Origin of the sequence: Pseudomonas sp. A-B-19, from assembly GCF_019947515.1 — a bacterium.
In the GTDB taxonomy this organism is placed as follows: Bacteria; Pseudomonadota; Gammaproteobacteria; order Pseudomonadales; family Pseudomonadaceae; genus Aquipseudomonas.
In genome coordinates this window covers 71,676-95,504 of record NZ_JAGYGN010000024.1, presented here as the reverse complement: position 1 = coordinate 95,504, position 23,829 = coordinate 71,676, and the positions used below count along the sequence as shown (strand labels likewise).

The following is a 23,829-nucleotide window of genomic DNA, read 5'->3' as shown; positions in this document are numbered from 1 at the left end:
ATGCTGACACACCTTCGCGAGCAAGCTCGCTCCTACAAGGGTTTGCGGTGCTTTTAGTCGTCCGCGTTGGGATCCAGGTCCGGGAACATCACCTCGGTGAAGCCAAACTTGCTGAAGTCGGTAATGCGCGACGGGTACAGGCGGCCGATCAGGTGATCACACTCATGCTGCACCACCCGCGCGTGGAACCCTGAGGCAAAACGCACAATGGGCTGGCCCTTGGGGTCGACGCCTTCGTAGCGAATCTGCTGGTAACGCTGCACCGCGCCGCGCAGCCCCGGTACCGACAAACAGCCTTCGAAGCCCTCTTCCAGAATAGGGCTCAGCGGCGTGATCAACGGGTTGATCAGGATCGTCTGCGGCACGGCCTCGGCATCCGGATAACGCTCGCTGTGCTCGAAACCGAAGATCACCAGTTGCAGGTCGACGCCGATCTGCGGAGCAGCCAGGCCAACGCCCCCCACACTTTCCATGGTCTGGAACATGTCATCGATCAGTTGCCACAGCTCGGGGCTGTCGAACATCTCCGCCGGCACTGGCGGGGCAATGCGCAGCAGGCGCTCGTCGCCCATTTTCAGAATTTCACGAATCATGATCAGGTTTCATCGATGGTCGGTTTGTGTGAGTGATCGCGGCCCAGCCCCGACACGTGGTGCTTTTCCTCATGGACGGGACCATGCTCGCCAGCCACTTTTTCGCCAGGGTCCTTGCCCTCTCGCGACATGTGCTCGATCACCGCGTTCATCTCCGCGCCCAGCAGCAACACCGCCGCGGAAATGTAGAAGTACAGCAACAGCACGATGATCGCACCGATACTGCCATACATGGCGTTGTAGTTGGCGAACTCCTTGACGTACAAACCGAAGCCCAGGGAAGCGATGATCCACACCACCACCGCCAGCACCGAGCCTGGGGTAATGAAGCGGAATTCCTGTTTGACGTCGGGCATGACGTAGTAGATCAACGCCACCGCGACCATCATCAGAATCACGATCACCGGCCAGCGCGCGATGGTCCAGAGCGTGACGATGAAGTACTCAAGACCGACTTGGGCCGCGATCCACTCCATCACCTGCGGCCCGAGCACCATCAGCGCTGCGGCGATCAGCAACATGCCGGCAATGCCGACGGTGTAGATGATCGACAACGGAAAGCGCTTCCACAGCGGACGCCCTTCAACCACGTCGTAGGCAGCGTTCATCGCACTCATCATCAGCCGCACACCCGCGGAGGCGGTATACAGCGCAATCACGATACCCACCGACAGCAACCCACCCTTGGACTGCTGAAGCTGGTCGATCACCGGGTTGACCTGCTCCAGCGCCTGGGGCGGCAGCACCAGTTCCGACTGCAGGCGCAGCCATGAGAAGAAATCCGGCAAGTGCAGGAAGCCGATCAGGGCAATCAGGAACAGGATGAACGGAAACAGCGAAAACAGCATTTGATAGGCCAGCGCCGAGGCATAGGTCGACATCTCGTCGGCCATGAACTCGGTGACCGTGCGCATCATCACACGGTGCAGGGGCAAGCCTCTCATGTCCGGGAAAATCATTCGCGTCTCCATTCGCCGCATACGGATTTGGGTGGAAGTCGTGGCGACTCAGGGGCCGTTTTCTTTCATCAAGGTAGCCCAGTTGGCGACTTTGAAACAAATTCAGCGTGCAAGTTCAGGCTGACACAAAAACGGCCATCTGCAGATGGCCGCGGCTTCTTTTCATTAAAGGAAAGGCATTTCAATGCAGAAAAGTCGTTACACAAGGTTGACCGGGGGCTTTGGCAGGGAGTTTCATTTATTTTCACCACGACATTTCATCGTTCAGTGCAGGTTGCGCTTTATGTTTGCGGGCCAACCCCTGAGAATGCGCAACACATTCAGGCCATGGCGCTGAAGATCCAATCCCGTAGGAACGTTATGAAACTCGATAAAAAGCAGGCCATTGCCCGCAGAAACCAGGAACTCGGCGGTGCTGTGCTTGGCGTCAACAACTGCCACTTCGCCGAATTGAACCGTAACCGCAACATCTGGTGGTTCGACCTCCCGGTGACACGCCTTGCCATCGGTCAGTACGAGTGGATTCACCTGCTGATGCACACTCCCGACACCGACGAACTGCTGCACCTGAAAGTGCCGACGGTGTTCCTGCGCGAGAAACTCGAAGGCCTGGTGGTGCGCAATGAAGGCAAGCGCAAGGCGGCATTGAGCCTGGAACTGAGCGCCGACAAGGACTCCTTCCTGCAGGACATGCGCCCGGCGGGCACCAACGTCAACTTCGCGCCGTTTCGGCAGTAACCCTCAGAAACACAGAAATCCTGTGGCGAGGGAGCTTGCTCCCGCTGGGCTGCGAAGCGGCCCTCAATTTCATCAGGTGCACCTCGCCATCAGGTTTTGCGACTGCTGCGCAGCCGAACGGGAGCAAGCTCCCTCGCCACAAAAGCACTCTGACCACAAAGTCTGCACCAACAAAAAGCCCCGCATCTGCGGGGCTTCTTGTTTTACGCGGTGGCTTTCTTCGCGTTGATCTTCTTCAGCTCTTCATCGCGCAGTTCACGACGCAGGATCTTGCCGACGTTGGTGGTCGGCAGTGCATCGCGGAACTCCACGGAGCGCGGGACCTTGTAGCCGGTGACGTTGGCGCGCATGTGCTCCATCACCTGTTCCTTGGTCAGGGTCACGCCCGGCTTGGCGACGATGAAAATCTTGATCGCCTCGCCCGACTTCTCGTCCGGCACACCGATGGCTGCGCATTGCAACACACCCGGCAGGGTAGCCAGCACATCTTCGAGCTCGTTCGGGTACACGTTGAAACCGGACACCAGGATCATGTCTTTCTTGCGATCGACAATGCGCATGTAGCCATCGGGCTGGATCAGCGCGATGTCACCGGTTTTCAACCAGCCTTCGCTGTCGAGGATTTCATCGGTGGCTTCCTGGCGCTGCCAGTAGCCCTTCATGACTTGCGGGCCTTTCACGCACAGCTCGCCGATTTCACCCAGCGGTTGTTCGACACCGGCATCATTGATCACTTTGCACAGGGTCGACGGCACCGGAATGCCGATGGTGCCGATCTGGATGTTCTGGATCGGGTTGACCGTGGCCACCGGGCTGGTTTCGGTCATGCCGTAGCCTTCGCAGATGGCGCAACCGGTCACCGCTTTCCAGCGTTCGGCCGCGGCCAGTTGCAGGGCCATGCCGCCCGACAAGGTGACTTTCAGCGCGGAGAAATCCAGTTTGCGGAAGCCTTCGTTGTTGCACAGGGCCACGAACAGGGTGTTAAGGCCGACGAAGCCGCTGAACTTCCACTTCGACAGTTCCTTGACCATCGCCGGCAGGTCACGCGGGTTGCTGATCAGGATGTTGTGGTTGCCGATCAGCATCATCGCCATGCAATGAAAGGTGAACGCATAGATGTGGTACAGCGGCAGCGGCGTGATCAGGATCTCGCAACCTTCATTGAGGTTGGAACCCATCAGTGCCTTGCACTGCAGCATGTTCGCCACCAGGTTGCGGTGGGTCAGCATCGCGCCCTTGGCCACGCCGGTGGTGCCGCCGGTGTACTGCAGCACCGCGACATCACCGCTGGCCGGGTTGGCTTCCGTCACTGGCTGGCCCAGGCCTTTGCTCAGCACGTCGTTGAACTTGACGGCCTTGGGCAAGTGATAGGCCGGCACCATCTTCTTCACGTACTTGATGACGCTGTTGATCAGCAGACGCTTGAGCGGCGGCAGCAGGTCGGCGACTTCGGTGACGATCACGTGCTTGACGCCGGTTTTCGGCACCACGATTTGGGCCAGGTGCGCCATGTTGGCGAGGCAGACCAGGGCCTTGGCACCGGAGTCGTTGAATTGGTGTTCCATTTCCCGCGCGGTGTAGAGCGGGTTGGTGTTGACCACAATCAGCCCGGCGCGGATAGCACCGAAGACGGCAACCGGGTACTGCAACAGGTTGGGCAGCTGCACGGCGATTCGATCGCCAGGCTGCAAGTCGGTATGCTGTTGCAGGTAAGCGGCAAACGCACCGGACAATTCGTACAGCTCACCGTAGGTGAGTGTCTTGCCCAGGTTGCTGAATGCCGGCTTGTTGGCGAAGCGTTGGCAGGATTGCTTCAACACTGCCTGAATATTCGGATACTCGTCGGGATTGATGTCTGTAGCAATCCCGGCTGGGTACTTATCCTTCCAAAAGTCTTCGATCATGGAAGCCCACTCCTCAGCAACGCGAATTCAGCACCGCATTTGATGCGATTATTATTGGTGTTTGGTCATTGGTGAATCTGGCTGATAGAAGGCCGAGAAGTCACAAAGCGCGCCGAGAGTAGCAGCTTTGCCGAGGGTCGACCAGAGCCAAAAGAGGCCTCTACGGTCACATTCGTGACTCAAGACTTGCAAGCGGTCATTTTAGAGCAAAAATTCTATACATCCCCAAAAGCCCCGAAAAACGGGGGCTTTCGCGCTAAAACTACTGTAGGAGCGAGCTTGCTCGCGAAAAACGTCCGGACAACGCGATCATTCAAACAGGGCGCGTTATCGTTGACGTCCATCGCGAGCAAGCTCGCTCCTACAGGGGATCGGTCATTCACCGGTCAGGCGATATCCCGCAACTCCCGCCGCAAAATCTTGCCCACCGGCGTCATTGGTAGCGACTCACGCAGCACGATGTGCTTCGGTACTTTGTACGCCGTGAAGTTTTCCTTGCAGTAAGCCTTCAACTCTTCAAGGCTGATCCCTGTTTCACGGGCCACCACGAACAGCTTCACCGCCTCCCCCGACCGCTCGTCGGGCACACCGATGACCGCGCAGTTGGCGACTTTCGGGTGTGCCATCACCACGTCTTCGATCTCGTTCGGGTACACGTTGAAACCCGAGACAATGATCATGTCCTTCTTGCGATCGACGATACGCACGAAACCGTCCGGGTCGATCACCGCGATGTCACCGGACTTGAACCAGCCCTCGGCATCCAGCACTTCAGCCGTGGCATCGGGTTTTTGCCAGTAGCCCTTCATGATCTGCGGGCCTTTGATGCACAACTCGCCGCGTTCGCCCAAAGGTTGTTCGACGCCGTCATCGCTGATGACTTTCAGCGCGGTGCCCGGCACCGGCAGGCCCACCGTGCCGATCCGAGACTGCTCGCCATAGGGGTTGGTGCAGGCCACCGGCGAAGTTTCGGTCAGGCCGTAACCTTCGGTGATGCGGCAACCGGTCAGTTGCTCCCAACGCTCGGCGGTAGCCTTGACCAACGCAGTACCGCCGGAGTTGGTGAGTTTGAGGCTGGAGAAGTCCAGGGTCTTGAAGTCCGGATGATCCATCAGCGCGACGAACAGTGTGTTCAGACCCAACAGCGCCGAGAACCGCCAGTTCTTCAACTCCTTGATGAAGCCGGCGATGTCCCGCGGGTTGGTGATCAGCACGTTGTGGTTGCCCGTGACCATCATGCACATGCAGTTCGCCGTGAAGGCATAGATGTGGTACAGCGGCAGCGGCGCGATCATCACTTCCTGGCCTTCGCGCAACAGCGGCTGGCCGTCGCTGGCCGACTGGCTGAGACAGGCCCGTGCCTGTTGCATGTTCGCCACCAGGTTGCCGTGGGTCAGCATCGCGCCCTTGGCAAGGCCCGTGGTGCCGCCGGTGTATTGCAGCACGGCGATGTCATCGAGGCCGACCTTCAGCGGCTTGATGCCCAGGCCACGGCCCATGCGCAGCGCACTCTTGAAGGAAACGGCCTGGGGCAAGGCATAGTCCGGGACCATCTTCTTGACCTTGCTCACCACCGCGTTGACCAGCCATCCCTTGGCGGTGGGCATCAGGTCGCCCATCTTCGCTTCGATCAGGTACTGGATATCGGTGTCGGGGAGCACTTCCTGGACTTTCTGGCCGAACATGTTCAGGTACACCAGCGCCCGGGCGCCGGAATCCTTGAACTGATGACGCATTTCCCGCGCGGTGTACAGCGGGTTGGTGTTGACCACGATCAACCCGGCGCGCAAGGCACCGAACACGGCGATCGGGTAATGCAGGACGTTGGGCATCTGCACCGCGATGCGGTCACCCGGCACCAGGTCGGTGTGGGCTTGCAGATAGCCGGCGAAGGCAGCGCTCTGGCGCTCCAGTTCGGCGTAGGTCAGGGTGATGCCCATGTTGCTGAACGCCGGGCGATCCGCAAATTTCTTGCAGGAACGCTCGAACACCTCGATCACCGACTTGTAGGCTCCCGGATCGATATCCAGGGGTACGCCGGCCGGGCGTTTGTCATTCCAGAAATCAGGTTGCATTGTTCTTGTCCTCTTTACCTGAGTCTATCCGGGGCCGCTTTTCTGTCATTTTTCAAAAAAATGCAAAAAACGGGGCTTCACGGACACTAGCAGTTATGACGTAGCAGGCAAATGTGCCCACGACCGTCATTGACCGTATGAATCTTCTTGCCGTGGCGTAGGCTGATCAGACGCCCAGCCAAGGATGCGCTATAAACTGCAACGAGCTGTTTGCGACCAGGCAGCCTCATGCAAAGGAACCGCCATGATCCACGACACTTTCTGGCTGACCACGAGCGACCACAGCCGCCTCTTCGTCAACCAGTGGCTACCCGACGGCAGCCTCAAGGCAATGATTCTGCTGGCCCACGGCATGGCCGAGCACAGTGGTCGCTATGGCCCCCTGGCGCAAAAACTCTGTGAACAGGGCTATGGCGTGTGTGCGCCGGACCTGCGTGGACATGGCAAAACTGCCGAAAACGGGACACTCGGGCATTTCGCCGATGACGATGGCTGGTGCAAGGTCGTGAGCGACCTGGCCTGCCTCAACCAGCACATCGGCCAGCAGCACCCCAGCGTACCGATCGTGCTGCTCGGCCACAGCATGGGCAGTTACATCGCCCAGGCCTACCTGCTGCACCACAGTGCCAGCCTGCACGGGGCAATCCTCAGCGGCTCGAACTTCCAGCCTGTGGCGCTTTATCGCGCGGCACGGCAAATCGCCCGTCTCGAACGCCTGCGCCAGGGACCCAAAGGACGCAGTGCATTGATCGAGTGGCTGTCGTTCGGCTCGTTCAACAAAAAATTCAAACCGGCACGCACGCCGTTCGACTGGCTCAGCCGAGATCCGGCGCAGGTCGATCTGTACGTCAACGACCCGCTCTGCGGCTTTCGCTGCACCAATCAGCTGTGGATCGATTTGCTCGGCGGCTTGCAGCAAATCAGCAAAGCGTCCAATCTCGCCCAGATCGACCCGGGCCTGCCGCTGCTGGTGATTGGCGGTGAATGTGATCCGGTGAGCGAAGGCAAACGTCTCAAGGATCTGGCCGACGCACTGCGGGCGGCCGGCAGCCGGCACCTGCAACTGACCGTTTACCCCCAGGCGCGGCACGAACTGTTCAACGAAAGCAATCGCGATGAAATCATCGCCGACGTGCTGAACTGGATCGCACAGGCCTTGAGCGCTCCTCGGCCGCACCGCTCCGAATAGTTTTTTTTGTGAATTTTTTAATTCGTCACAGGAATCGAGATAGATGACCCAGGTTACCAACACCCCTTACCAAGCCCTCGAAGTCGGCCAGACCGCCAGTTTCAGCAAGACCGTCGAAGAGCGCGACATTCAGTTGTTCGCCGCAATGTCCGGCGATCACAACCCGGTGCACCTGGATGCCGACTACGCCGCCAGCACCATGTTCAAGGAGCGCATCGCCCACGGCATGTTCAGCGGCGCGTTGATCAGCGCGGCGGTCGCCTGCGAACTGCCTGGACCGGGGACCATCTACCTCGGCCAGCAAATGAGCTTTCAGAAACCGGTGAAGATCGGCGACACCCTGACCGTGCGCCTGGAAATCCTCGAAAAACTGCCGAAGTTTCGCGTACGCATTGCCACCCGCGTGTTCAACCAGCGCGATGAACTGGTGGTGGATGGCGAGGCGGAAATCCTCGCGCCACGCAAGCAACAGAGCGTGACCTTGACCACGCTGCCGGAGATCAGCATCGGCTGACTCTCTGTGGCGAGGGGGCTTGTCGCAATGCCTGTATTTTCCAGACTGACTGAATCAAGACGATCGATCGATGAATCCTGAAAAGCTCGAACTGCTGATCACCCGCGAAATGCCCTTCGGCAAGTACAAGGGTCGAATCATTGCCGATCTGCCCGGCCCTTACCTGAACTGGTTCGCCCGGGAGGGTTTCCCCCATGGCGAGTTGGGTGGCCTGCTGGCCCTGATGCAGGAAATCGATCACAACGGTTTGTCGGACTTGCTCGAGCCGCTGCGCGCCAAACACGGCAAACCGGCCCCCCGCCACTGAATTCCCTACCGAGTGCCCCATGCCCGACAACACCCGCCGCGCCCGTGATGAAGCCTTCTGGCAAACCTTTGCCGATCGCTACGATGTCGAACCCGGCCCGCTCAACCTGGAGAACGGTTACTTCGGGCGCATGTCGCGCACGGTGGTCGAGGAATACCAGCGCAACATCGAGCTGATCAACCGCAGCAATTCGGTCTATGTGCGCCAGCGCTTCGAACAGGGCGACAGCCTGAAGATCCGCGCGCAACTGGCCAGGTTGATAGGCGTACCCGCCGACAGCATCGCCCTGACCCGCAACGCGTCGGAAGGTTTGCAGTCGCTGATCCGCAACTACAACCGGCTCCAGCCCGGCGATCAGGTGCTGGTGTGCGATCTGGAATACGACACGGTCAAAGGCGCCATGCGCTGGCTGGCGCGTAATCGCGGTGTGGAAGTGATCGAGATCGAACACACTCACCCGGCAACCTTCGACAGCCTGCTCAATACCTACCGAGAAAGCTTCGCACGACACCCACGGCTGAAGCTGATGGCCCTGACCCACGTCACCCATCGCACGGGCCTGGTGATGCCGGTGCAGGCGATTGCAGCCGCGGCGAAGGAACACGGCATCGACGTCATCCTCGACGGTGCCCATGCCCTCGGTCAGTTCGAATTCGACCTGCCTGATCTGGGCATCGTTTTCGCCGGCTACAACCTGCACAAGTGGATCGGTGCACCGCTGACGCTCGGCTTTATCTACATCGCCCCCGAACACCTGGCCGATATCGATCCGGACATGGGCGAGATGCATTTCCCGGTCACTGACATCCGTGCCCGTATGCCGTACAGCACACCGAACATTCCGGCGTTGCTGACCCTGCCGCTGGTGCTCGAGGAGCATTGGGCGATGGGGGGCGCGGCGGCCAAGGGTCCTCGGCTCAACTACCTGCGCAACCTGTGGGTCCGCCCCGTGCGCGAACTACCGGGCATCGAAGTCCTGACCCCGGATGACCCGCGACTGTACTGCGGCATCACGTCCATGCGTTTCATCGCACAGACCGATCAGCAGGCGATGGTCGAGCGGCTGCTCAAGGACTACAGCCTGTTCACCGTGGTACGCACTGGCGCGGCGTGCGGCCCGTGCATCCGGATCACTCCGGGGCTGACCACCACCGCCGAGCACATGACGCGGCTGACCACGGCGCTGACGCAATTGTGCTGACCTGTAGGAGCGAGCTCGCTCGCGATGGTCGTGAACGATAACGCGGGAACCCGATAGCCAGCGGTGCCTGGAAGTTTTTCGCGAGCGAGCTCGCTCCTACAGGTATTAATTGCCGTGACTTTTCGCGGGCAAAAAAAAACGGTGCACCGACCAAGCGCACCGTAAAGCCGTAGAACACACAACGAGTGTCAGGTGAAGCGATCAGTCCAGCAGCGCCAAAGCCTCGGCAGTGCATTCCTGAATGCGGGCCCAGTCGCCGTTCTTGATCCACTCCGGATCGAGCATCCAGCTACCGCCCACGCACATGACGTTTTTCAACGCCATGTAGCTCTTGATATTGGCCGGGCCCACGCCGCCGGTCGGGCAGAATTTCACTTCGCCGAACGGGCCGCCCAAAGCCTTGATGGCCGCGACGCCGCCACTGACTTCGGCCGGGAACAGCTTGAAGCGGCGATACCCCAGGCCGTAGCCTTCCATGATGCCCGAGGCATTGCTGATGCCTGGCAACAGTGGAATCGGGCTGGCGACGCTGGCTTCCAGCAGGTCACGGGTGATGCCCGGCGTGACGATGAATTGCGAGCCGGCCGCTTCGGCCGCCGCCAGCATGTGGCGATCGAGCACGGTGCCGGCACCGGTCACCAGTTCCGGACGCTGCTCACGCAGGATCTGGATGGCCTTGAGGCCGAATTGCGAACGCAGGGTCACTTCCAGGGCCGTGAGGCCACCGGCCGCGAGGGCGTCGGCCAACGGCAGAACGTCCTGCTCGCGGGCGATGGTGATCACCGGCAGGATCCGCGCTTTCGCGCAGATGCTGTCGATCAGGGCAACTTTGTCCGCCATGGAAACGGTCGGGGATGGGTTTGTCATAGCGGCTGTTCCTTGGCTCATGGGCACCAGTAAATCTCTAACGTGGGTTGCAGAAATGCGCGCACCGGCATTTCGGTGACATCGTCACCGGCCAGCGCGAAACTCAGGGTGGACAGCTTGGACGAACCGGAAATCGACAGGATTTTATGTTTGGCCGAGGCCAGTAGCGCCCGGCTCATGGTCAGGCGCTGACGCGGCACGGTCGGCGCCAGCATCGGCCAGCAACGACGAGTGCCGTCGACTTTCAAAGCCTCGTCAAGATTCGGGCTGTTGGGGAACAGCGACGCGGTGTGGCCGTCATCGCCCATGCCGAGGATCAGCACGTCGATCGCCGGCAACTCCGACAGCAAACGGTCGGCCTGCTCGGCCGCCTGTTCCAGGTTGGCACTGGCGCTGTACAGGCTCAAAAATTGCGCCTTGGCCGCCGGGCCTTGCAGCAAGTAACGCTTGATCAGGCCGGCATTACTGTCAGCGTGCTCCACCGGCACCCAGCGCTCGTCGGCCAGGCTGATCACCACGTTCGACCAGTCCAGCGCCTGCTTGGCCAGGTGCTGGAAAAATGCCACCGGGCTGCGACCACCGGACACCACCAGGGTCGCAGAGCCCTGGGCTTCGATCGCGTCGCTCAGTTTTTTCGCCACGTTCAGCGCCAGGCCTTCAGCCAGCAGCACCGGGCTCTTGAACGCATGGGCGCTGACACCCTGCGGCAGTTTCAAATCAGATATCGCCATACCACGACCTCCCGTCCCGCGTGATCAGAGCAATGGAGCTCATCGGCCCCCAGGACCCGGCCGCGTACGGCTTGGGCGCATCACCGGATTTTTTCCACCCGGCGATCAACTGGTCACACCAATTCCACGCGGCTTCGATTTCATCTTTACGGACAAACAGGTTCTGATTGCCGCGCATCACTTCCAGCAACAACCGCTCGTAGGCATCGGGAATCCGTGCGCTGCTCCAGGTGTCGGAAAAATTCAGCTGCAATGGACCGCTGCGCAGCTGCATGCCTTTGTCCAGGCCTTGATCTTTGGTCATCACGCGCAAGGAAATGCCTTCGTCCGGCTGCAGGCGGATAATCAGCTTGTTGCTGATTTGCAGGCGCTGCTCGGGAGCGAAAATGTAGTGCGACGGTTCCTTGAAGTGGATGACGATCTGCGACAGCTTCTGCGGCATGCGCTTGCCGGTACGCAGGTAAAACGGCACGCCGGCCCAGCGCCAGTTGCGGATGTCGGCGCGCAGGGCGACAAAGGTTTCGGTATTGCTCTGGGTGTTGGAGTTAGGTTCTTCCAGGTACCCCGGCACTGCTTTGCCTTCGCTGTAGCCGGCGATGTACTGGCCACGCACCACCTGGGTGGTCAGGCCTTCCGGGCTGATCGGCGCCAGGGCCTTGAGCACCTTGACCTTCTCGTCACGGATGCTGTCGGCGGACAGGTCGGCCGGCGGGTCCATGGCGATCAGGCAGAGCAGTTGCAGCAGGTGGTTCTGGATCATGTCGCGCAGCTGACCGGCCTTGTCGAAGTAACCCCAGCGGCCCTCGATGCCGACCTGCTCGGCCACGGTGATTTCCACATGGGAAATGTAATTCTGGTTCCACTGGGTTTCGAACAGGCTGTTGGCGAAACGCAGGGCGATCAGGTTCTGGACGGTTTCCTTGCCCAGATAGTGGTCGATGCGGTAGGTACGGTTCTCCGGGAAGAACTGCGCCACGGCGTCATTGACCTTGCGCGAGGACTCCAGGTCCGAACCGATGGGTTTTTCCAGCACCACGCGGGTGTTTTCCGCCAGGCCAACCTTGGCCAGGTTCTCGCAAATCGCGCCATACACGGCGGCCGGGGTCGCAAAGTAGGCGATGACTCGCTGTGCGGTGCCGGCGACTTCGGCCAGGGTCACATAATCCTCGGAGTTGAGGAAGTCGACGTGCAGGTAGCTCAGGCGCGCCAGGAAACGCTCGAGCACGGCTTCGTCCAGCTCTTTGGCACCGACATAACGGCGCAGCTCGGAGGTGATGAATGCCAGGTGTTCCTGCTCGCTGCCAGCCTCACGGGCCAGCGCGATGATGCGCGTGTCCTCGTGCAACAGGCCTGCACCGTCGAGTTGATAAAGGGCAGGAAACAGCTTGCGTAAGGCCAGGTCGCCAAGGGCGCCGAACAAGGCAAAGGTGCACGGTTCAACCGTAATCGAGAGCATGATGTTTGTTCTTTTATCAAGTTAAGCTACAAATACCTTTTTTTAAGGCATCACTCAAGGGAAAATGTAGTAATAACCACAACATTTTCGCAAAATACAGATTGCGAGTGGTGGTCGGTCGGAGCCATCAGTAGGATAGGCCACCGTTACGGGCCTCACCAAAGGCCCTTTTTGCATTAGCCGCGCGCCTATCGGCGCAGGTGTAAAGGATACTTATATGGACCGCGTGCGAAATTTACTGGAGCAAATCCAGAATCGCCTTGAAGAGCTGAACAAGGCCGAACGCAAAGTCGCCGAGGTGATCCTGCTCAACCCGCAGCAGGCCACCCGCTTCAGCATCGCCGCCCTCGCCCAGGCTGCCTCGGTCAGCGAACCGACGGTCAACCGCTTCTGCCGTTCGTTCGGCGTCAGCGGCTACCCCGAGCTCAAGCTGCAATTGGCCCAGAGCCTGGCCAGTGGTGCCGCGTACGTCAGCCGTGCAGTGGAAGCCGACGACAATCCGGAGGCCTACACCCAGAAGATCTTCGGCAGCGCCATTGCCTCGCTGGACAGCGCCTGCCAGGCACTGGACCCGAACCTGATCAGCCGCGCCGTCGACCTGCTGATCCAGGCCCGGCAGATCCACTTCTTTGGCCTCGGCGCCTCAGCCCCGGTGGCACTGGATGCGCAGCACAAGTTCTTCCGTTTCAACCTGGCCGTCACGGCCCACGCGGATGTGCTGATGCAGCGCATGATTGCCTCGGTGGCCCATACCGGTGAATTGTTCGTGATCATTTCCTACACCGGCCGCACCCGCGAACTGGTGGAAGTGGCGCGCATCGCCCGGGAAAACGGCGCCTCGGTGCTTGGCCTGACCGCCGAGAACTCGCCACTGGCCAAGGCCAGCACCCTGAGCCTGAACATTCCGCTGCCGGAAGACACCGACATCTACATGCCGATGACGTCGCGGATCATCCAGCTGACCGTGCTGGACGTGCTCGCCACCGGCATGACCTTGCGCCGAGGCGTGGATTTCCAGCCGCATCTGCGCAAGATCAAGGAGAGCCTGAATGCCAGCCGGTATCCGGTGGGGGATGAGTTCAATTGAAACCGGCCTGAATCTGCATTGAAAGAACCGGCCTCTTCGCTGGCAAGCCAGCTCCTACAGTGTTTGTGTCGAGTACAAAAAAGGCGACCGACCGCGAACCTGTAGGAGCTGGCTTGCCAGCGAAAGCGTCACCCGCAACACCTCGCCTTTTCGCTAAGCCCCCACCCGCGCCTGCAAACTCAAATGCGCCCGCTCCCCAGGCTTCAGGCACAAGCTGTCGGTGCCGCCGGTCGCCGCTTCGACACAGACAAATTCGGATATCTCGTTCCAGGTCACGCCGAGCAATGGCCGCGAGCCGGGATGCCACACCACCGTGTCGGCCGTATCCCCCGTATCGATGCACAATGCCCGCTGCCAGGCGTGGTCATTGAGCTGCAATTCACCGTCATGCTGGAACACCCGCTGACATCCGCCGTCCACGCGCAACTCGCCTTCCTGCTGACAGGCCTGCCGGCTCAACTGGTCGTAACCCTGCGCGCCTTCGAGCCCAGACAGCGCTACCTCACTGACGTCGCCGATACGCCAGTAGGCATGCAAAGCCTGGCTCAACTGGCACGGCATGTCGTCCTGATGCTCGGTGCTCAGGCGCAGCTCCATGCGTTCCCCCAGGTGCGCGTGCAGGTCCACCTGCCAGTCACACAACTTCAGCTGCCAGTGCAATCGCACGCCATCGTCGTCACTGTCGCTGTCGAGCAGCTTCCAGTCGAGCAAGCGCGCCCAGCCATGGGACGGCCAGGCGTTTTCGCTCGGATGCCGGCCATACCACGGCCAACACACCGGCACGCCGCCGCGAATGGCGCCGACCTGCGGCCATTTGGCCGCGCACCACAGCCAGGGTTTCTGGCCCTTGGGCTGGAAGTGCAGCAACTGCGCCCCCTGACGGCTGAACACCGCCTGACACAGCGGATGATCGATCACCAGCACGTCGCGCACCTGATAGCGCTCCCACGCGAACACCGGACGCTCGCGCAAGGATTTGAAGAAACGTTGTAGCGGATGCTCAAGCATGTGCCACGGTCCTGAAAAACATGGGTGTACTCATCTCTCCAAACAGCCTGTGCTTATTTTTGTGGCGAGGGAGCTTGCTCCCGCTGGGGTGCGAAGCGCCCCCAAAAAAGGGACTGCTGCGCAGTCCAGCGGGAGCAAGCTCCCTCGCCACAGTTGCGCTCGACACAACAAGTCTTGTTAGCCCTCGCAAAAAAAAGCGGACAGCCATGGCTGTCCGCAAATATGCGCACATGGAGAGAAGCTTATCGCAGACGCGTCAGAACACCGACTGAATTTTCAGGCCGGCCACCAGCGCGTTGTCGACTTCATCCACGCCGCCTGGGTGTGTGACGTATTGCAGGTTGGGACGCACGGTCAGCCAGTTGGTCACGTGGAAGCCGTAGTTGATCTCGTAGTTGTATTCGGTTTCACGAATGGGCGAGAACAGCGGATTTTCGTATTCCGAAACACCATTGGCCGCGTTGGTCAGCTCGGCGTTTTTCTTCACGTCATCGTTGACATGGATACGGGCGAAACCGATGCCCACGTCATCCTTCGGACGCGCATCGAACGGGCCCTTGTACACGAACATCAGCGACTGGTAGTTGTCGACGACGTTAGTGTCCTTGTCGTGGAAGGTGGCGTTGGCCGCAATGTTCAGACCGCGAGAAGCGTCGCCGTTGTGACTGGTGAGTTGCTGCTGCGCGACGAACCAGTAGCCATGCTTGCTATCGTGAACGCGAAAAGGCTGGCCCGTGGTCGCTGCGTCCTGGCCGTTGTCGTCCTTGAGAACGTCATCGGCAGGGGCAGTGCTTTTGTAGTAACCGACACGGTATTCGCCCGGCAGGCTGTTGACCTTCGGCGACCAGACCAGTTCGACCGGCAACACGGTGCCCGCGGTACCGCTGCCGCTGAGCTTGAAGCCGTTGCCGTGTTCCAGTTGCGACGGGTTCTGGTTGTACGCGCCAATCTGAGCGTAGAGCTCGTCATTGATGTTGTACTTCACGCGGATCGCGGCCTGGCTGACCGGCCAGTTGAACCAGACGTTGGTGGCCCAGTTACCCACCTGGGATCCGCAGAACGCCAGGTTCTGGAATTCGCACGGGAAGGTGTTGAAGTCTTCACCTTCACCGAAGTAACCGGCTTTGACGTCCAGTTTGTTGTCGAAGAACTGATGCTGAATCCACAACTGGGTCAGACGGACCATATGGCCACGACCGAAGACTTCCTGGGAGGAGCTCAAGGTGCCGGCACGCGGATCGCCGATACGGTCGTTGGAGATGTTCTCACCGTTACGGTTGGTGAGCTGGATCTTGGCCTGGGTGTTATCCCAGCCGAACAGCTTTTCCAGGTCCAGCGCCGCACCCAGGCCGAACTGGTCGGCGTAGCGCGCGGTCTTGTCATCGTTGAAACCGCCATGCAGGTTGCCGCCGACTTCACCGACATAATCCATCTTGATGTCGATGCCCTGCTCGATCAGCTTGGTACGCTCGCCACCCCAATCGCCCGTCATCCACTTGGAATCGGAGCTGAACGCTTCTGCGGCCATCGCATTGCCGGCCAAAACCAGTGCTGCCGCTGCTGACACCTGGCAGATCAACCGGGCCTTGTTCTTCATCTTCATCCCTACTTCCTCGTTTTATTGTTATTAACTTTTCTTTTTTAACGCGGTTACATCAGTTGCGGTGCACGACAGGTCGCGCATCACGAATCCCCCTTGTAGGAGCGAGCTTGCTCGCGATGGCGGTGTATCAGGTGACAACGATGTTGAATGTCAGTCCGCTATCGCGAGCAAGCTCGCTCCCACATTGATCTCTATCTGCCTTTGAACTGTGCGACGTTGTCAGCATGCGCCTCGGCTTTCGGCACGCCGGCCACCCCCAGCCGCTCCCCGCTCTTGGCATCGAACAACAGCACTTTCGCCGGATCGAATTGCAACGTCAGGGTCTCGCCCACCGCCGGCGCCACGTCCGGTGCCAGGCGGCAGCAGACCTTGGTGTCGTTGAGGTTGACGAAGACCAGGGTGTCGGGACCGGTCGGTTCGGTGACCTGGACTTCGGCACGAATGGTCGGCAAACCGTTCGCATCGCCGTTGGCCAGGACGATCTGCTCAGGGCGCATGCCGAGGATCACTTCGCGGTCTTCGAGACCGGCGTCCTGCATGCCCAGAGGCAACTCGCAACGGGCCTGGCCGCTGTCGAGCAGCGCGACCAGACGACCGTCCTTGCGCTGCAGGCGCAGCGGGATGAAGTTCATCGGCGGCGAACCGATGAAGCTCGCCACGAACAGGTTGGCCGGGTTGTTGTAGATGTCCTTCGGCGTACCGAACTGCTGAATGATCCCGTCCTTCATCACCGCCACTTTGTCGCCCAGGGTCATGGCTTCGATCTGGTCGTGGGTCACATAGACCGTGGTGGTTTTGAGGCGCTGGTGCATCAGTTTCATTTCGGTGCGCATCTCGACCCGCAGCTTGGCGTCGAGGTTGGACAGCGGCTCGTCGAACAGATAAATCTTGGGCCGCCGTGCCAGTGCACGCCCCATCGCCACACGCTGTTGCTGGCCACCGGAGAGTTGGCCGGGTTTGCGGCTGAGCAGGTGTTCGATCTGCAACAGCTTGGAAACCCGAGCGACTTCTTCGTCGATTTCGGCGGTGGGCATTTTGCGGATCTTCAGGCCGAAGGCGATGTTGTCGCGCACGCTCATGGTCGGGTACAGCGCGTACGACTGGAACACCATGGCGATGTCGCGATCCTTGGGGCTCATGCCGCTGATGTCGGCGTCGTCCACCAGAATTGCGCCGCCGCTGATGGTTTCCAGGCCGGCGATGCAGTTCATCAGCGTGGATTTGCCGCAGCCCGACGGGCCGACCAGGATCAGGAATTCCCCGTCATCGATTTTCAGTTCGATGTTTTTCAGGGTGTCCGGCAAACCGGCGCCGTAGGTCTTGTTGACGTTGCGTAATTCGAGAGTTGCCATGTTCTACCCCTTGACCGCGCCGGACGTCAGCCCACGCAGGAAATACTTGCCAGCGAATATGTAGACCAGCAGTGTCGGCAGCCCGGCGATCATCGCGGCGGCCATATCAACGTTGTATTCCTTGGCCCCGGTGCTGGTGTTGACCAGGTTGTTCAGGGCCACGGTAATTGGCTGGGCATCGCCACTGGCGAAGACCACGCCGAACAGGAAGTCATTCCAGATCTGGGTGAACTGCCAGATCAGGCAGACCATCACGATCGGGATCGACATCGGCAGCAGGATTTTCAGAAAGATCGTGAAGAAGCCCGCGCCATCGAGCCGCGCCGCTTTGACCAGCGCGTCCGGAATGCTCACGTAGTAGTTGCGAAAGAACAGCGTGGTGAACGCCAGGCCGTAGACCACATGCACCAGCACCAGGCCAGTGGTGGTGTTGGCCAGGCCGAACTTGCCGAGGGTGAACGAGGCTGGCAACAGCACGGTCTGGAACGGCAGGAAGCAGCCGAACAGCAGCAGGCCGAAGAACAGTTGCGAACCACGGAAACGCCACATCGACAGCACGTAGCCGTTCATCGCACCAATAAACGTGGAAATCAGCACCGCCGGCACGGTGATCTTCACCGAGTTCCAGAAGTAGCCGCCGACCACGTCCCAGGCCTTGATCCAGCCGATGCCGTCGATCACGGTCGGCCAGCTCAACAGGTTGCCGGTGCGGATGTCTTCCGGGGATTTGAAGCTGGTCAGCAGCATCACCACCAGCGGGATCAGGTACACCGCCGCCGCCAGCAACAGGGTGGCGTAGATCGCGATACGGCTGAAGCTGAGCGATGGTTTGCCGAGTTGATTAGTCATGGCGTTTGCCTCGCAGCTCGGAGTACAGGTACGGCACGAGGATGGTCAGCACGGCGCCGAGCATCAGCATGGCGCTGGCCGAACCGATGCCCATCTGGCCACGGCTGAACGTGAAGGAATACATGAACATCGCCGGCAGGTCGGAGGAGTAGCCCGGACCGCCCGCGGTCATCGCCGCGACCAGGTCGAAGCTCTTGATCGCGATGTGCGCCAGGATCATGAAGGCACTGAAGAACACCGGGCGCAGGCTCGGCAGGACGATCTTCAGGTAGATGGTCGGCAGGCTCGCCCCGTCGACTTGCGCGGCACGGATGATCGATTGATCGACACCGCGCAGGCCGGCCAGGAACATCGCCATGACAAACCCGGAGGCTTGCCATACGGCGGCGATCACCAGGCAGTACACCACGCGATCCTGATCCACCAGCCAGTCGAGACGAAAGCCTTCCCAGCCCCAGTCCCGCAGCATCTTGTCCAGGCCCAGGCCCGGATTGAGCAACCATTTCCACGCGGTACCGGTGACGATCATCGACAGCGCCATCGGGTACAGGTAGACGGTGCGGATGAAGCCTTCCTTGCGAATGCGCTGGTCCAGCAGCACCGCGAGGAACACCCCCAGCACCAGGCTGATGCCGATGAACATGCCACCGAACACCGCGAGGTTCTTGCTCGCGACCCACCAGCGGTCGTTGTCCATCAGGCGCATGTATTGCTGCAGGCCGACCCATTTGTAGCTCGGCATGAAGCTGGAGTTGGTGAAGGACAGAATGAACGTCCAGATGATGTAACCGTAGAAGCCAACCAACACGATCAGCATGCTCGGCGCGAGTACCAACTTGGGTAGCCAGCGTTGCAGCGCATCGAACGGTGAGGCTTTGCTGAAAACCGCCACAGAGCTCATCGGGATAATCCAGTGTGAGAAATGAAGAGCAACCTGTAGGAGCTGGCTTGCCAGCGAACCAGACAACTCGGTTCGTCAGGCACATCGCCTTCGCCGGCAAGCCGGCTCCTACAGAAGAGCGCGTCGAATGAAACCGCAGGGTTACCTGCGGCTTCCGGGATTACTGGGCCGCTTTGACAGCCGAGGCCAGTTGGGCGCTGGCCTTGGCCGGGTCAGCATCCTTGTCGTTCATGAAGTTGGTGACCACATCGAAGATCGCACCTTGCACGGCCAGGGAGGTGGCCATGTTGTGCGCCATGCTCGGTTGCAGGCCGCCGGTCTTGTCGTCGGCGATGAAGTCCTTCGCCGACTTCTGGGCGCACTCGTCGAAGCCGAGCTTGTCCATCTCGTTCAGCATGTCGTTACGCACCGGGATCGAACCCTTGTTCATGCTGAAGACTTTCTGGAAATCGGTACCCAATGCGACCTTGGCCAGGTCTTGCTGGGCAGCGATGTCGCCCTTGCGATCGGCCTTGAGCTTGAACACCGCCAGGGAGTCGATGTTGTAGGTGAAGGCTTTTTCAGTGCCCGGGAACGCCACGCACAGGTAGTCCTTGCCGGCGACTTTGTTCGCGGCAGTCCACTCGCTTTTCGCCCAGTCGCCCATCATCTGCATGCCGGCCTTGCCGTTGATCACGTCGGCGGCGGCAATGTTCCAGTCACGACCGGCGCGGTTCGGGTCCATGTAGCCGGTGATCTTTTTCAGCTCGGCGAACGACTGGGTCATCTGCGGGCCGGACAGGGTTTTCTGATCCAGGTCGACCAGGGCTTTCTTGTAACCGTCGGCGCCCATGACCGAGAGCACCACGTCTTCGAACACGGTGCTGTCCTGCCAAGGCTGGCCGCCGTGGGCGAGCGCGATGAAGCCGGCGGCTTTGAGCTTGTCGCCGGCGGCATAGAATTCTTCGAGGGTGGTCGGGGCCTTTTCGATCCCGGCTTTCTTGAACACCTGCGGGTTGATCCACAGCCAGTTGACGCGGTGGATGTTCACCGGCACGGCGACGTAGTCACCTTCGTACTTCACGGTGTCGGAGACTTTCTTCGACAGCAGGCCATCCCAGTTTTCCGACTTGGCGACTTCTTTCAGCGCGTCGGTGCTGAGCAGGCCAGTGCTGCCCCACTCCTGGATATCCGGACCTTTGATCTGCGCGACGCCTGGCGGGTTGCCGGCTACGGCGCGACTTTTGAGTACGGTCATGGCCGTGGAACCGCCGCCACCGGCGACTGCGCCGTCCTTCCAGGTGAAGCCGTCTTTTTCGACTTGAGCCTTCAGGACATCGACCGCTGCTTTTTCACCACCGGAGGTCCACCAGTGAACGACTTCAACGGAACCTTTGGATTCGGCGGCAAGCACACTGAGGGGGAGCGCAGACAGGGAAGCGAGAGAAATGACAGTAGCGAGGCGAGAAATCGCATTCATCCAGGAGCACCTTTCTTGTTGTTATGCATGCAAGTCTATTGCTTGCGCTGCATAGGAGTTTAAACAGGGGATATCCCCTCGCAGGTAACGAAGGGATGCGCGAATGTCACCGCATGGTTACATAGAACCGCTCTGGGACAGCTGCGCCAGCGCCGTGGCCATGCTCGGTGCAAGCGCCAGTCGCGGAATCAGCACGGCTTGCCAGGCGTGGTAAAGGTCAGGTCTGCCGGGCCAGATATCGGCACTCGGGCGGTTTTGCGGGTCGAGTTCGTGATGCCAGCTGCCGCCTTCGCGGTCGATGAAATGACTGTCACAAAATTCCCAGAATAGTCGGTACCAGCGTTCGTATTGCTCTTCACCGGTACGCTTGAGCAAAGCGCTGGCGGCAGCACTGGCTTCGCAATGGGTCCAGTGCAGGCGATGGCGGACCACCGCTTTGTTGTCCCAGTCCAGGGTGTAGACGATTCCCGGCGCGCCATCGATGTTCCAGCCGTGACGGCAATTGTGCTCGAAGAGTTTTTGCGCGTCGGTGACCAGCCAGCCCGGTGTGAGCATCCCCGCTCTCACCCGCGAAGCTTCGAGATGCAGCAACAGCCGCGCCCACTCGAATCCATGGCCCGGGGTGGTGCCGTAGGGGCGGAAACCGTCGGCCGGATTGTCGCGGTTGTAGTCTCGCAGCGGCTGCCAGTCGCGGTCGAAATGCTCGATCACCAGGTAATCGTTGGCGGCGGCGTGACCATGGATCACCCGCTCGACAATCCGTTGGGCGCGGCTCAGCCAGCGGTTGTCTTCAGTGACATCGGCCAGGGCGAGGAAGGCTTCAGTGGCGTGCATGTTGCTGTTGGCGCCCCGGTACGCCTCCTCTTCGCTCCAGTCGCGGTTGAAGGACTCGCGCAGCGTGCCCTCCTCCTCACTCCAGAAATATGTGTCGATGATGTCGATCGCATCATCGAGCAAGGCTTGTGCACCGGGACGTTGCGCGACCACCGCAGAACTTGCCGCCAGCGCCACGAAAGCATGCAGGTAGGCATTCTTGCCGGTGTTGCCATCGCGATGTTCGGCGGCCGCGAACCAGCCGCCATGCAGCGCATCACGCAATGGCCCGCGCAGCGCCGCAACGCCGTGATCGACCAGTTCGGCAAAACCCGGCAAGCCCTGAATATGAGCCATGGCGAAGCTGTGGGTCATGCGCGCGGTGTTCATGGTGTGGGCTTGCGCATCAGCCGCGAGGCGGCCTTTTTCATCGAGGTTGCCGAAGCCTTCAGGCAGCTTCGAAGCCTTGGCGAAGGCTAGCAGGCGCAAGCCTTCGGCAGCGAGCCATTGTTGATGGGCAGGTGCGTTCAGCCAACTGCTGAACGCCGATTGGAAGGTGTCCATGGCGTACCTTTTTTGTTGTTATGACTGTGGGGGCAGCATAAACAACGGACGAAGGTCGGCTTGTAACGAAGGGGGTGGGTTATGTCACCGATCTGTGACAATTGCCCTTGGATATGTGTTGAATGATTTGACGCCATCGCGAGCAAGCTCGCTCCCACAGTGGATTTGTGTACGACGCAGAACCACTGTGGGAGCGAGCTTGCTCGCGATGAACGATAACGCGGTCTGACTAGTCAACGCTGCGAGGCAACTGCAGGGTCACCCGCAACCCGCCTTCACGCAGATTCTGCAAGCTGACCTCACCACCATGGCTATGGGCAATGTTGCGGGCAATCCCCAGCCCCAACCCATAACCCTGCTGCTGCCCGGCCAGGCGAAAGTGCGGTTCGAACACCTGCTCCAGCCGCTGCTCAGGCACGCCCGGCCCTTCATCATCGACGTGCAGGACGAACGCGCTTTCGTCGTCATCGATGTGCAGGTGCGCGTTCTGCCCGTACTTCAACGCGTTATCGATCAGGTTGCCAATGCAGCGCTTGAGCGCCAGCGGTTTCCCCGGATAGGCCGCCAGCGCCCGCCCCTGCTGGGTCACGCGGCCGTTGCCGTTCGGCGCGAGATAAGGCTCCACCAGGCAGTCGAGCACATGGTTGAGGTCCACCGGCTCGATGTTCTCGTGGATATCGGTGTCTTTCACGCATTGCAGCGCGCCCTTGACCAACAATTCGAGCTCGTCCAGGTCACGCCCGAACTTGGTTTGCAGTGCTTCGTCTTCGAGCAATTCGACCCTCAGGCGCAAACGGGTGATCGGCGTGCGCAAGTCGTGGGAAATGGCGCTGAACAACTGGCTGCGCTCGGTCAGGTAACGACTGATGCGCTCGCGCATGGTGTTGAAGGCGCGCCCGACCTCGACCACTTCACTGCCACCGCCTTCGGCCACCGGTTCCACGTCGCCCCCCAACGACAGATCCCGCGCCGCCCGTGCCAGGCGCTTGAGCGGGCGACTCTGCCAGTGCACCAGCAGGCCGATGAACAACAGCAGAAAGCTGCTGGTCAGGACGATGAACCACACCTGCTGCGCTGGCAGGCCCTGCTCTTCAAGACTGGTGTAGGGCTCGGGCAGCAGCGAGGCGATGTACAGCCACTCGCCCGGCGCCATCTGGATCTGCGTGACCAGTACCGGCGGATTCACCGGCTCCAGGGTCAACGCGTAGTGCGCCCAGGAGCGTGGCAACTCATCGAGCTTCAGGCCGCCATTGAAGATGCGCAGGTCTTGCGGGCTGACGAAGGTCACCGAGATGTCCGTGTCCTGACCGAGGGACTGGCGCAGCACCTCGTCCACCGCTTTGAGCACCGCCTCTTTGCGCGGAGTGATGGGCAGCACTTCCATGCCCAGGGGTTTGTCGTTGAGTGTCACCACGAACCGGGTGCCGCCCATACTGCGCAGCTGATCGAGCACCAAGGGCCGGAACGCCACCGGCAACGAACGAAAATAACTGACGCTGGCGGTCATCGAATGGGCCAGGCTGCGGGCGCTGGTGACCAGGCCCTCGAGCTGCGTGACACGCAATTGCGAGACCCAGATCACGCTCGACAACGCTTGGGCGAACAACACCGCCAGCAGGGTCAACAGCAACATCCGCCCGAGCAGCGAACGCGGCATCG

At 60.3% G+C, this 23,829-nt stretch carries 21 protein-coding genes; 6 read left to right on the top strand and 15 right to left on the bottom strand.

Translation table 11 applies throughout. From position 1 onward, the window contains the following. Positions 1–53: 53 nt before the first annotated feature. The gene (gene def, locus KGA81_RS23140; protein ID WP_223548802.1) at positions 54–593 is read right to left on the bottom strand and encodes a peptide deformylase; all 540 of its coding nucleotides are present in this window, start codon (positions 591–593) and stop codon (positions 54–56) included. A 2-nt stretch (positions 594–595) separates the two neighbouring features. Then, the gene (locus KGA81_RS23135; protein ID WP_223548800.1) at positions 596–1,552 is read right to left on the bottom strand and encodes a YihY/virulence factor BrkB family protein; all 957 of its coding nucleotides are present in this window, start codon (positions 1,550–1,552) and stop codon (positions 596–598) included. 360 nt (positions 1,553–1,912) lie between these two features. Here KGA81_RS23135 and KGA81_RS23130 point away from each other — a divergent pair, with 360 nt between their 5' ends. Further along, positions 1,913–2,290: a hypothetical protein gene (locus KGA81_RS23130; RefSeq protein ID WP_150757893.1), complete on the top strand. Its 378-nt coding sequence runs from the start codon at positions 1,913–1,915 to the stop codon at positions 2,288–2,290. Between the two features lie 203 nt (positions 2,291–2,493). On the opposite strand, the gene fadD1 is transcribed toward KGA81_RS23130, so the two are convergent. Together fadD1 and fadD2 are read right to left on the bottom strand one after the other, a co-directional pair. After that, the gene (fadD1, locus tag KGA81_RS23125) at positions 2,494–4,194 is read right to left on the bottom strand and encodes a long-chain-fatty-acid--CoA ligase FadD1 (RefSeq protein WP_223548798.1); all 1,701 of its coding nucleotides are present in this window, start codon (positions 4,192–4,194) and stop codon (positions 2,494–2,496) included. Between the two features lie 386 nt (positions 4,195–4,580). Then, positions 4,581–6,269 (bottom strand): long-chain-fatty-acid--CoA ligase FadD2, encoded by a 1,689-nt coding sequence (fadD2, locus tag KGA81_RS23120; protein ID WP_223548795.1) that lies wholly within the window; start codon positions 6,267–6,269, stop codon positions 4,581–4,583. A 244-nt stretch (positions 6,270–6,513) separates the two neighbouring features. Between fadD2 and KGA81_RS23115 the strand changes: the two genes are divergently transcribed. The 4 genes from KGA81_RS23115 (at position 6,514) to KGA81_RS23100 (ending at position 9,480) form a co-directional block, all read left to right on the top strand. Continuing rightward, positions 6,514–7,458: an alpha/beta hydrolase gene (locus KGA81_RS23115; RefSeq protein ID WP_223548793.1), complete on the top strand. Its 945-nt coding sequence runs from the start codon at positions 6,514–6,516 to the stop codon at positions 7,456–7,458. 43 nt (positions 7,459–7,501) lie between these two features. Further along, positions 7,502–7,972, top strand: coding sequence for a MaoC family dehydratase (locus tag KGA81_RS23110; protein ID WP_223548791.1), 471 nt, complete (start codon positions 7,502–7,504; stop codon positions 7,970–7,972). Positions 7,973–8,042: 70 nt separating this feature from the next. Then, positions 8,043–8,279: a DUF3820 family protein gene (locus KGA81_RS23105; RefSeq protein ID WP_003227425.1), complete on the top strand. Its 237-nt coding sequence runs from the start codon at positions 8,043–8,045 to the stop codon at positions 8,277–8,279. Between the two features lie 19 nt (positions 8,280–8,298). Next, the gene (locus KGA81_RS23100) at positions 8,299–9,480 is read left to right on the top strand and encodes an aminotransferase class V-fold PLP-dependent enzyme (RefSeq protein ID WP_223548788.1); all 1,182 of its coding nucleotides are present in this window, start codon (positions 8,299–8,301) and stop codon (positions 9,478–9,480) included. Between the two features lie 201 nt (positions 9,481–9,681). On the opposite strand, the gene KGA81_RS23095 is transcribed toward KGA81_RS23100, so the two are convergent. The 3 genes from KGA81_RS23095 to zwf are packed head-to-tail and all read right to left on the bottom strand — an operon-like array spanning position 9,682 to position 12,534. After that, on the bottom strand, positions 9,682–10,347 hold the full coding sequence (locus KGA81_RS23095; RefSeq protein ID WP_008050561.1) for a bifunctional 4-hydroxy-2-oxoglutarate aldolase/2-dehydro-3-deoxy-phosphogluconate aldolase: 666 nt from the start codon (positions 10,345–10,347) through the stop codon (positions 9,682–9,684). A gap of 17 nt (positions 10,348–10,364) precedes the next feature. Next, the gene (pgl, locus tag KGA81_RS23090) at positions 10,365–11,078 is read right to left on the bottom strand and encodes a 6-phosphogluconolactonase (protein ID WP_223548785.1); all 714 of its coding nucleotides are present in this window, start codon (positions 11,076–11,078) and stop codon (positions 10,365–10,367) included. After that, complete coding sequence (gene zwf / locus KGA81_RS23085) at positions 11,065–12,534, bottom strand: glucose-6-phosphate dehydrogenase (RefSeq protein WP_223548783.1); 1,470 nt, start codon at positions 12,532–12,534, stop codon at positions 11,065–11,067. Before zwf ends, pgl begins: the two co-directional genes overlap by 14 nt. Positions 12,535–12,760: 226 nt before the next feature. Here zwf and KGA81_RS23080 point away from each other — a divergent pair, with 226 nt between their 5' ends. Beyond that, positions 12,761–13,621 (top strand): MurR/RpiR family transcriptional regulator, encoded by an 861-nt coding sequence (locus KGA81_RS23080; RefSeq protein WP_170948639.1) that lies wholly within the window; start codon positions 12,761–12,763, stop codon positions 13,619–13,621. A 153-nt stretch (positions 13,622–13,774) separates the two neighbouring features. Here the strand turns inward: KGA81_RS23080 and KGA81_RS23075 are convergent, their stop codons facing one another. The 8 genes from KGA81_RS23075 to KGA81_RS23040 form a co-directional block, all read right to left on the bottom strand. Further along, on the bottom strand, positions 13,775–14,629 hold the full coding sequence (locus KGA81_RS23075; RefSeq protein WP_223548781.1) for a D-hexose-6-phosphate mutarotase: 855 nt from the start codon (positions 14,627–14,629) through the stop codon (positions 13,775–13,777). 256 nt (positions 14,630–14,885) lie between these two features. Then, positions 14,886–16,232 carry a carbohydrate porin gene (locus KGA81_RS23070; RefSeq protein ID WP_223548779.1) on the bottom strand — a complete coding sequence of 449 codons (1,347 nt, stop codon included), beginning with the start codon at positions 16,230–16,232 and terminating at the stop codon, positions 14,886–14,888. A gap of 191 nt (positions 16,233–16,423) precedes the next feature. Next, on the bottom strand, positions 16,424–17,584 hold the full coding sequence (locus KGA81_RS23065; RefSeq protein WP_223548777.1) for an ABC transporter ATP-binding protein: 1,161 nt from the start codon (positions 17,582–17,584) through the stop codon (positions 16,424–16,426). Between the two features lie 3 nt (positions 17,585–17,587). After that, complete coding sequence (locus KGA81_RS23060) at positions 17,588–18,433, bottom strand: carbohydrate ABC transporter permease (RefSeq protein WP_108215132.1); 846 nt, start codon at positions 18,431–18,433, stop codon at positions 17,588–17,590. Continuing rightward, entirely contained in the window at positions 18,426–19,334 is a 909-nt protein-coding gene (locus tag KGA81_RS23055) for a carbohydrate ABC transporter permease (RefSeq protein ID WP_007974433.1), read from the bottom strand. Before KGA81_RS23055 ends, KGA81_RS23060 begins: the two co-directional genes overlap by 8 nt. Before the next feature lie 160 nt (positions 19,335–19,494). Then, positions 19,495–20,793 (bottom strand): ABC transporter substrate-binding protein, encoded by a 1,299-nt coding sequence (locus KGA81_RS23050; RefSeq protein WP_223548775.1) that lies wholly within the window; start codon positions 20,791–20,793, stop codon positions 19,495–19,497. Between the two features lie 117 nt (positions 20,794–20,910). Continuing rightward, positions 20,911–22,170 carry an AGE family epimerase/isomerase gene (locus KGA81_RS23045; protein ID WP_223548773.1) on the bottom strand — a complete coding sequence of 420 codons (1,260 nt, stop codon included), beginning with the start codon at positions 22,168–22,170 and terminating at the stop codon, positions 20,911–20,913. A 229-nt stretch (positions 22,171–22,399) separates the two neighbouring features. Then, positions 22,400–23,827: an ATP-binding protein gene (locus tag KGA81_RS23040; RefSeq protein WP_223548831.1), complete on the bottom strand. Its 1,428-nt coding sequence runs from the start codon at positions 23,825–23,827 to the stop codon at positions 22,400–22,402. Positions 23,828–23,829: the final 2 nt, after the last annotated feature.

Bases quoted from the DNA above. Each gene is read 5' to 3' on its own strand.
- KGA81_RS23110 (WP_223548791.1), top strand. From the start codon at position 7,502: ATGACCCAGGTTACCAACACCCCTTACCAAGCCCTCGAAGTCGGCCAG.
- KGA81_RS23055 (WP_007974433.1), bottom strand. From the start codon at position 19,334: ATGAGCTCTGTGGCGGTTTTCAGCAAAGCCTCACCGTTCGATGCGCTG.
- KGA81_RS23050 (WP_223548775.1), bottom strand. From the start codon at position 20,793: ATGAATGCGATTTCTCGCCTCGCTACTGTCATTTCTCTCGCTTCCCTG.
- KGA81_RS23100 (WP_223548788.1), top strand. From the start codon at position 8,299: ATGCCCGACAACACCCGCCGCGCCCGTGATGAAGCCTTCTGGCAAACC.
- zwf (WP_223548783.1), bottom strand. From the start codon at position 12,534: ATGCTCTCGATTACGGTTGAACCGTGCACCTTTGCCTTGTTCGGCGCC.
- KGA81_RS23095 (WP_008050561.1), bottom strand. From the start codon at position 10,347: ATGACAAACCCATCCCCGACCGTTTCCATGGCGGACAAAGTTGCCCTG.
- KGA81_RS23070 (WP_223548779.1), bottom strand. From the start codon at position 16,232: ATGAAGATGAAGAACAAGGCCCGGTTGATCTGCCAGGTGTCAGCAGCG.
- KGA81_RS23045 (WP_223548773.1), bottom strand. From the start codon at position 22,170: ATGGACACCTTCCAATCGGCGTTCAGCAGTTGGCTGAACGCACCTGCC.
- fadD1 (WP_223548798.1), bottom strand. From the start codon at position 4,194: ATGATCGAAGACTTTTGGAAGGATAAGTACCCAGCCGGGATTGCTACA.
- fadD2 (WP_223548795.1), bottom strand. From the start codon at position 6,269: ATGCAACCTGATTTCTGGAATGACAAACGCCCGGCCGGCGTACCCCTG.
- def (WP_223548802.1), bottom strand. From the start codon at position 593: ATGATTCGTGAAATTCTGAAAATGGGCGACGAGCGCCTGCTGCGCATT.
- KGA81_RS23040 (WP_223548831.1), bottom strand. From the start codon at position 23,827: ATGCCGCGTTCGCTGCTCGGGCGGATGTTGCTGTTGACCCTGCTGGCG.
- KGA81_RS23060 (WP_108215132.1), bottom strand. From the start codon at position 18,433: ATGACTAATCAACTCGGCAAACCATCGCTCAGCTTCAGCCGTATCGCG.
- KGA81_RS23065 (WP_223548777.1), bottom strand. From the start codon at position 17,584: ATGGCAACTCTCGAATTACGCAACGTCAACAAGACCTACGGCGCCGGT.
- KGA81_RS23130 (WP_150757893.1), top strand. From the start codon at position 1,913: ATGAAACTCGATAAAAAGCAGGCCATTGCCCGCAGAAACCAGGAACTC.
- KGA81_RS23105 (WP_003227425.1), top strand. From the start codon at position 8,043: ATGAATCCTGAAAAGCTCGAACTGCTGATCACCCGCGAAATGCCCTTC.
- KGA81_RS23115 (WP_223548793.1), top strand. From the start codon at position 6,514: ATGATCCACGACACTTTCTGGCTGACCACGAGCGACCACAGCCGCCTC.
- KGA81_RS23135 (WP_223548800.1), bottom strand. From the start codon at position 1,552: ATGATTTTCCCGGACATGAGAGGCTTGCCCCTGCACCGTGTGATGATG.
- KGA81_RS23075 (WP_223548781.1), bottom strand. From the start codon at position 14,629: ATGCTTGAGCATCCGCTACAACGTTTCTTCAAATCCTTGCGCGAGCGT.
- pgl (WP_223548785.1), bottom strand. From the start codon at position 11,078: ATGGCGATATCTGATTTGAAACTGCCGCAGGGTGTCAGCGCCCATGCG.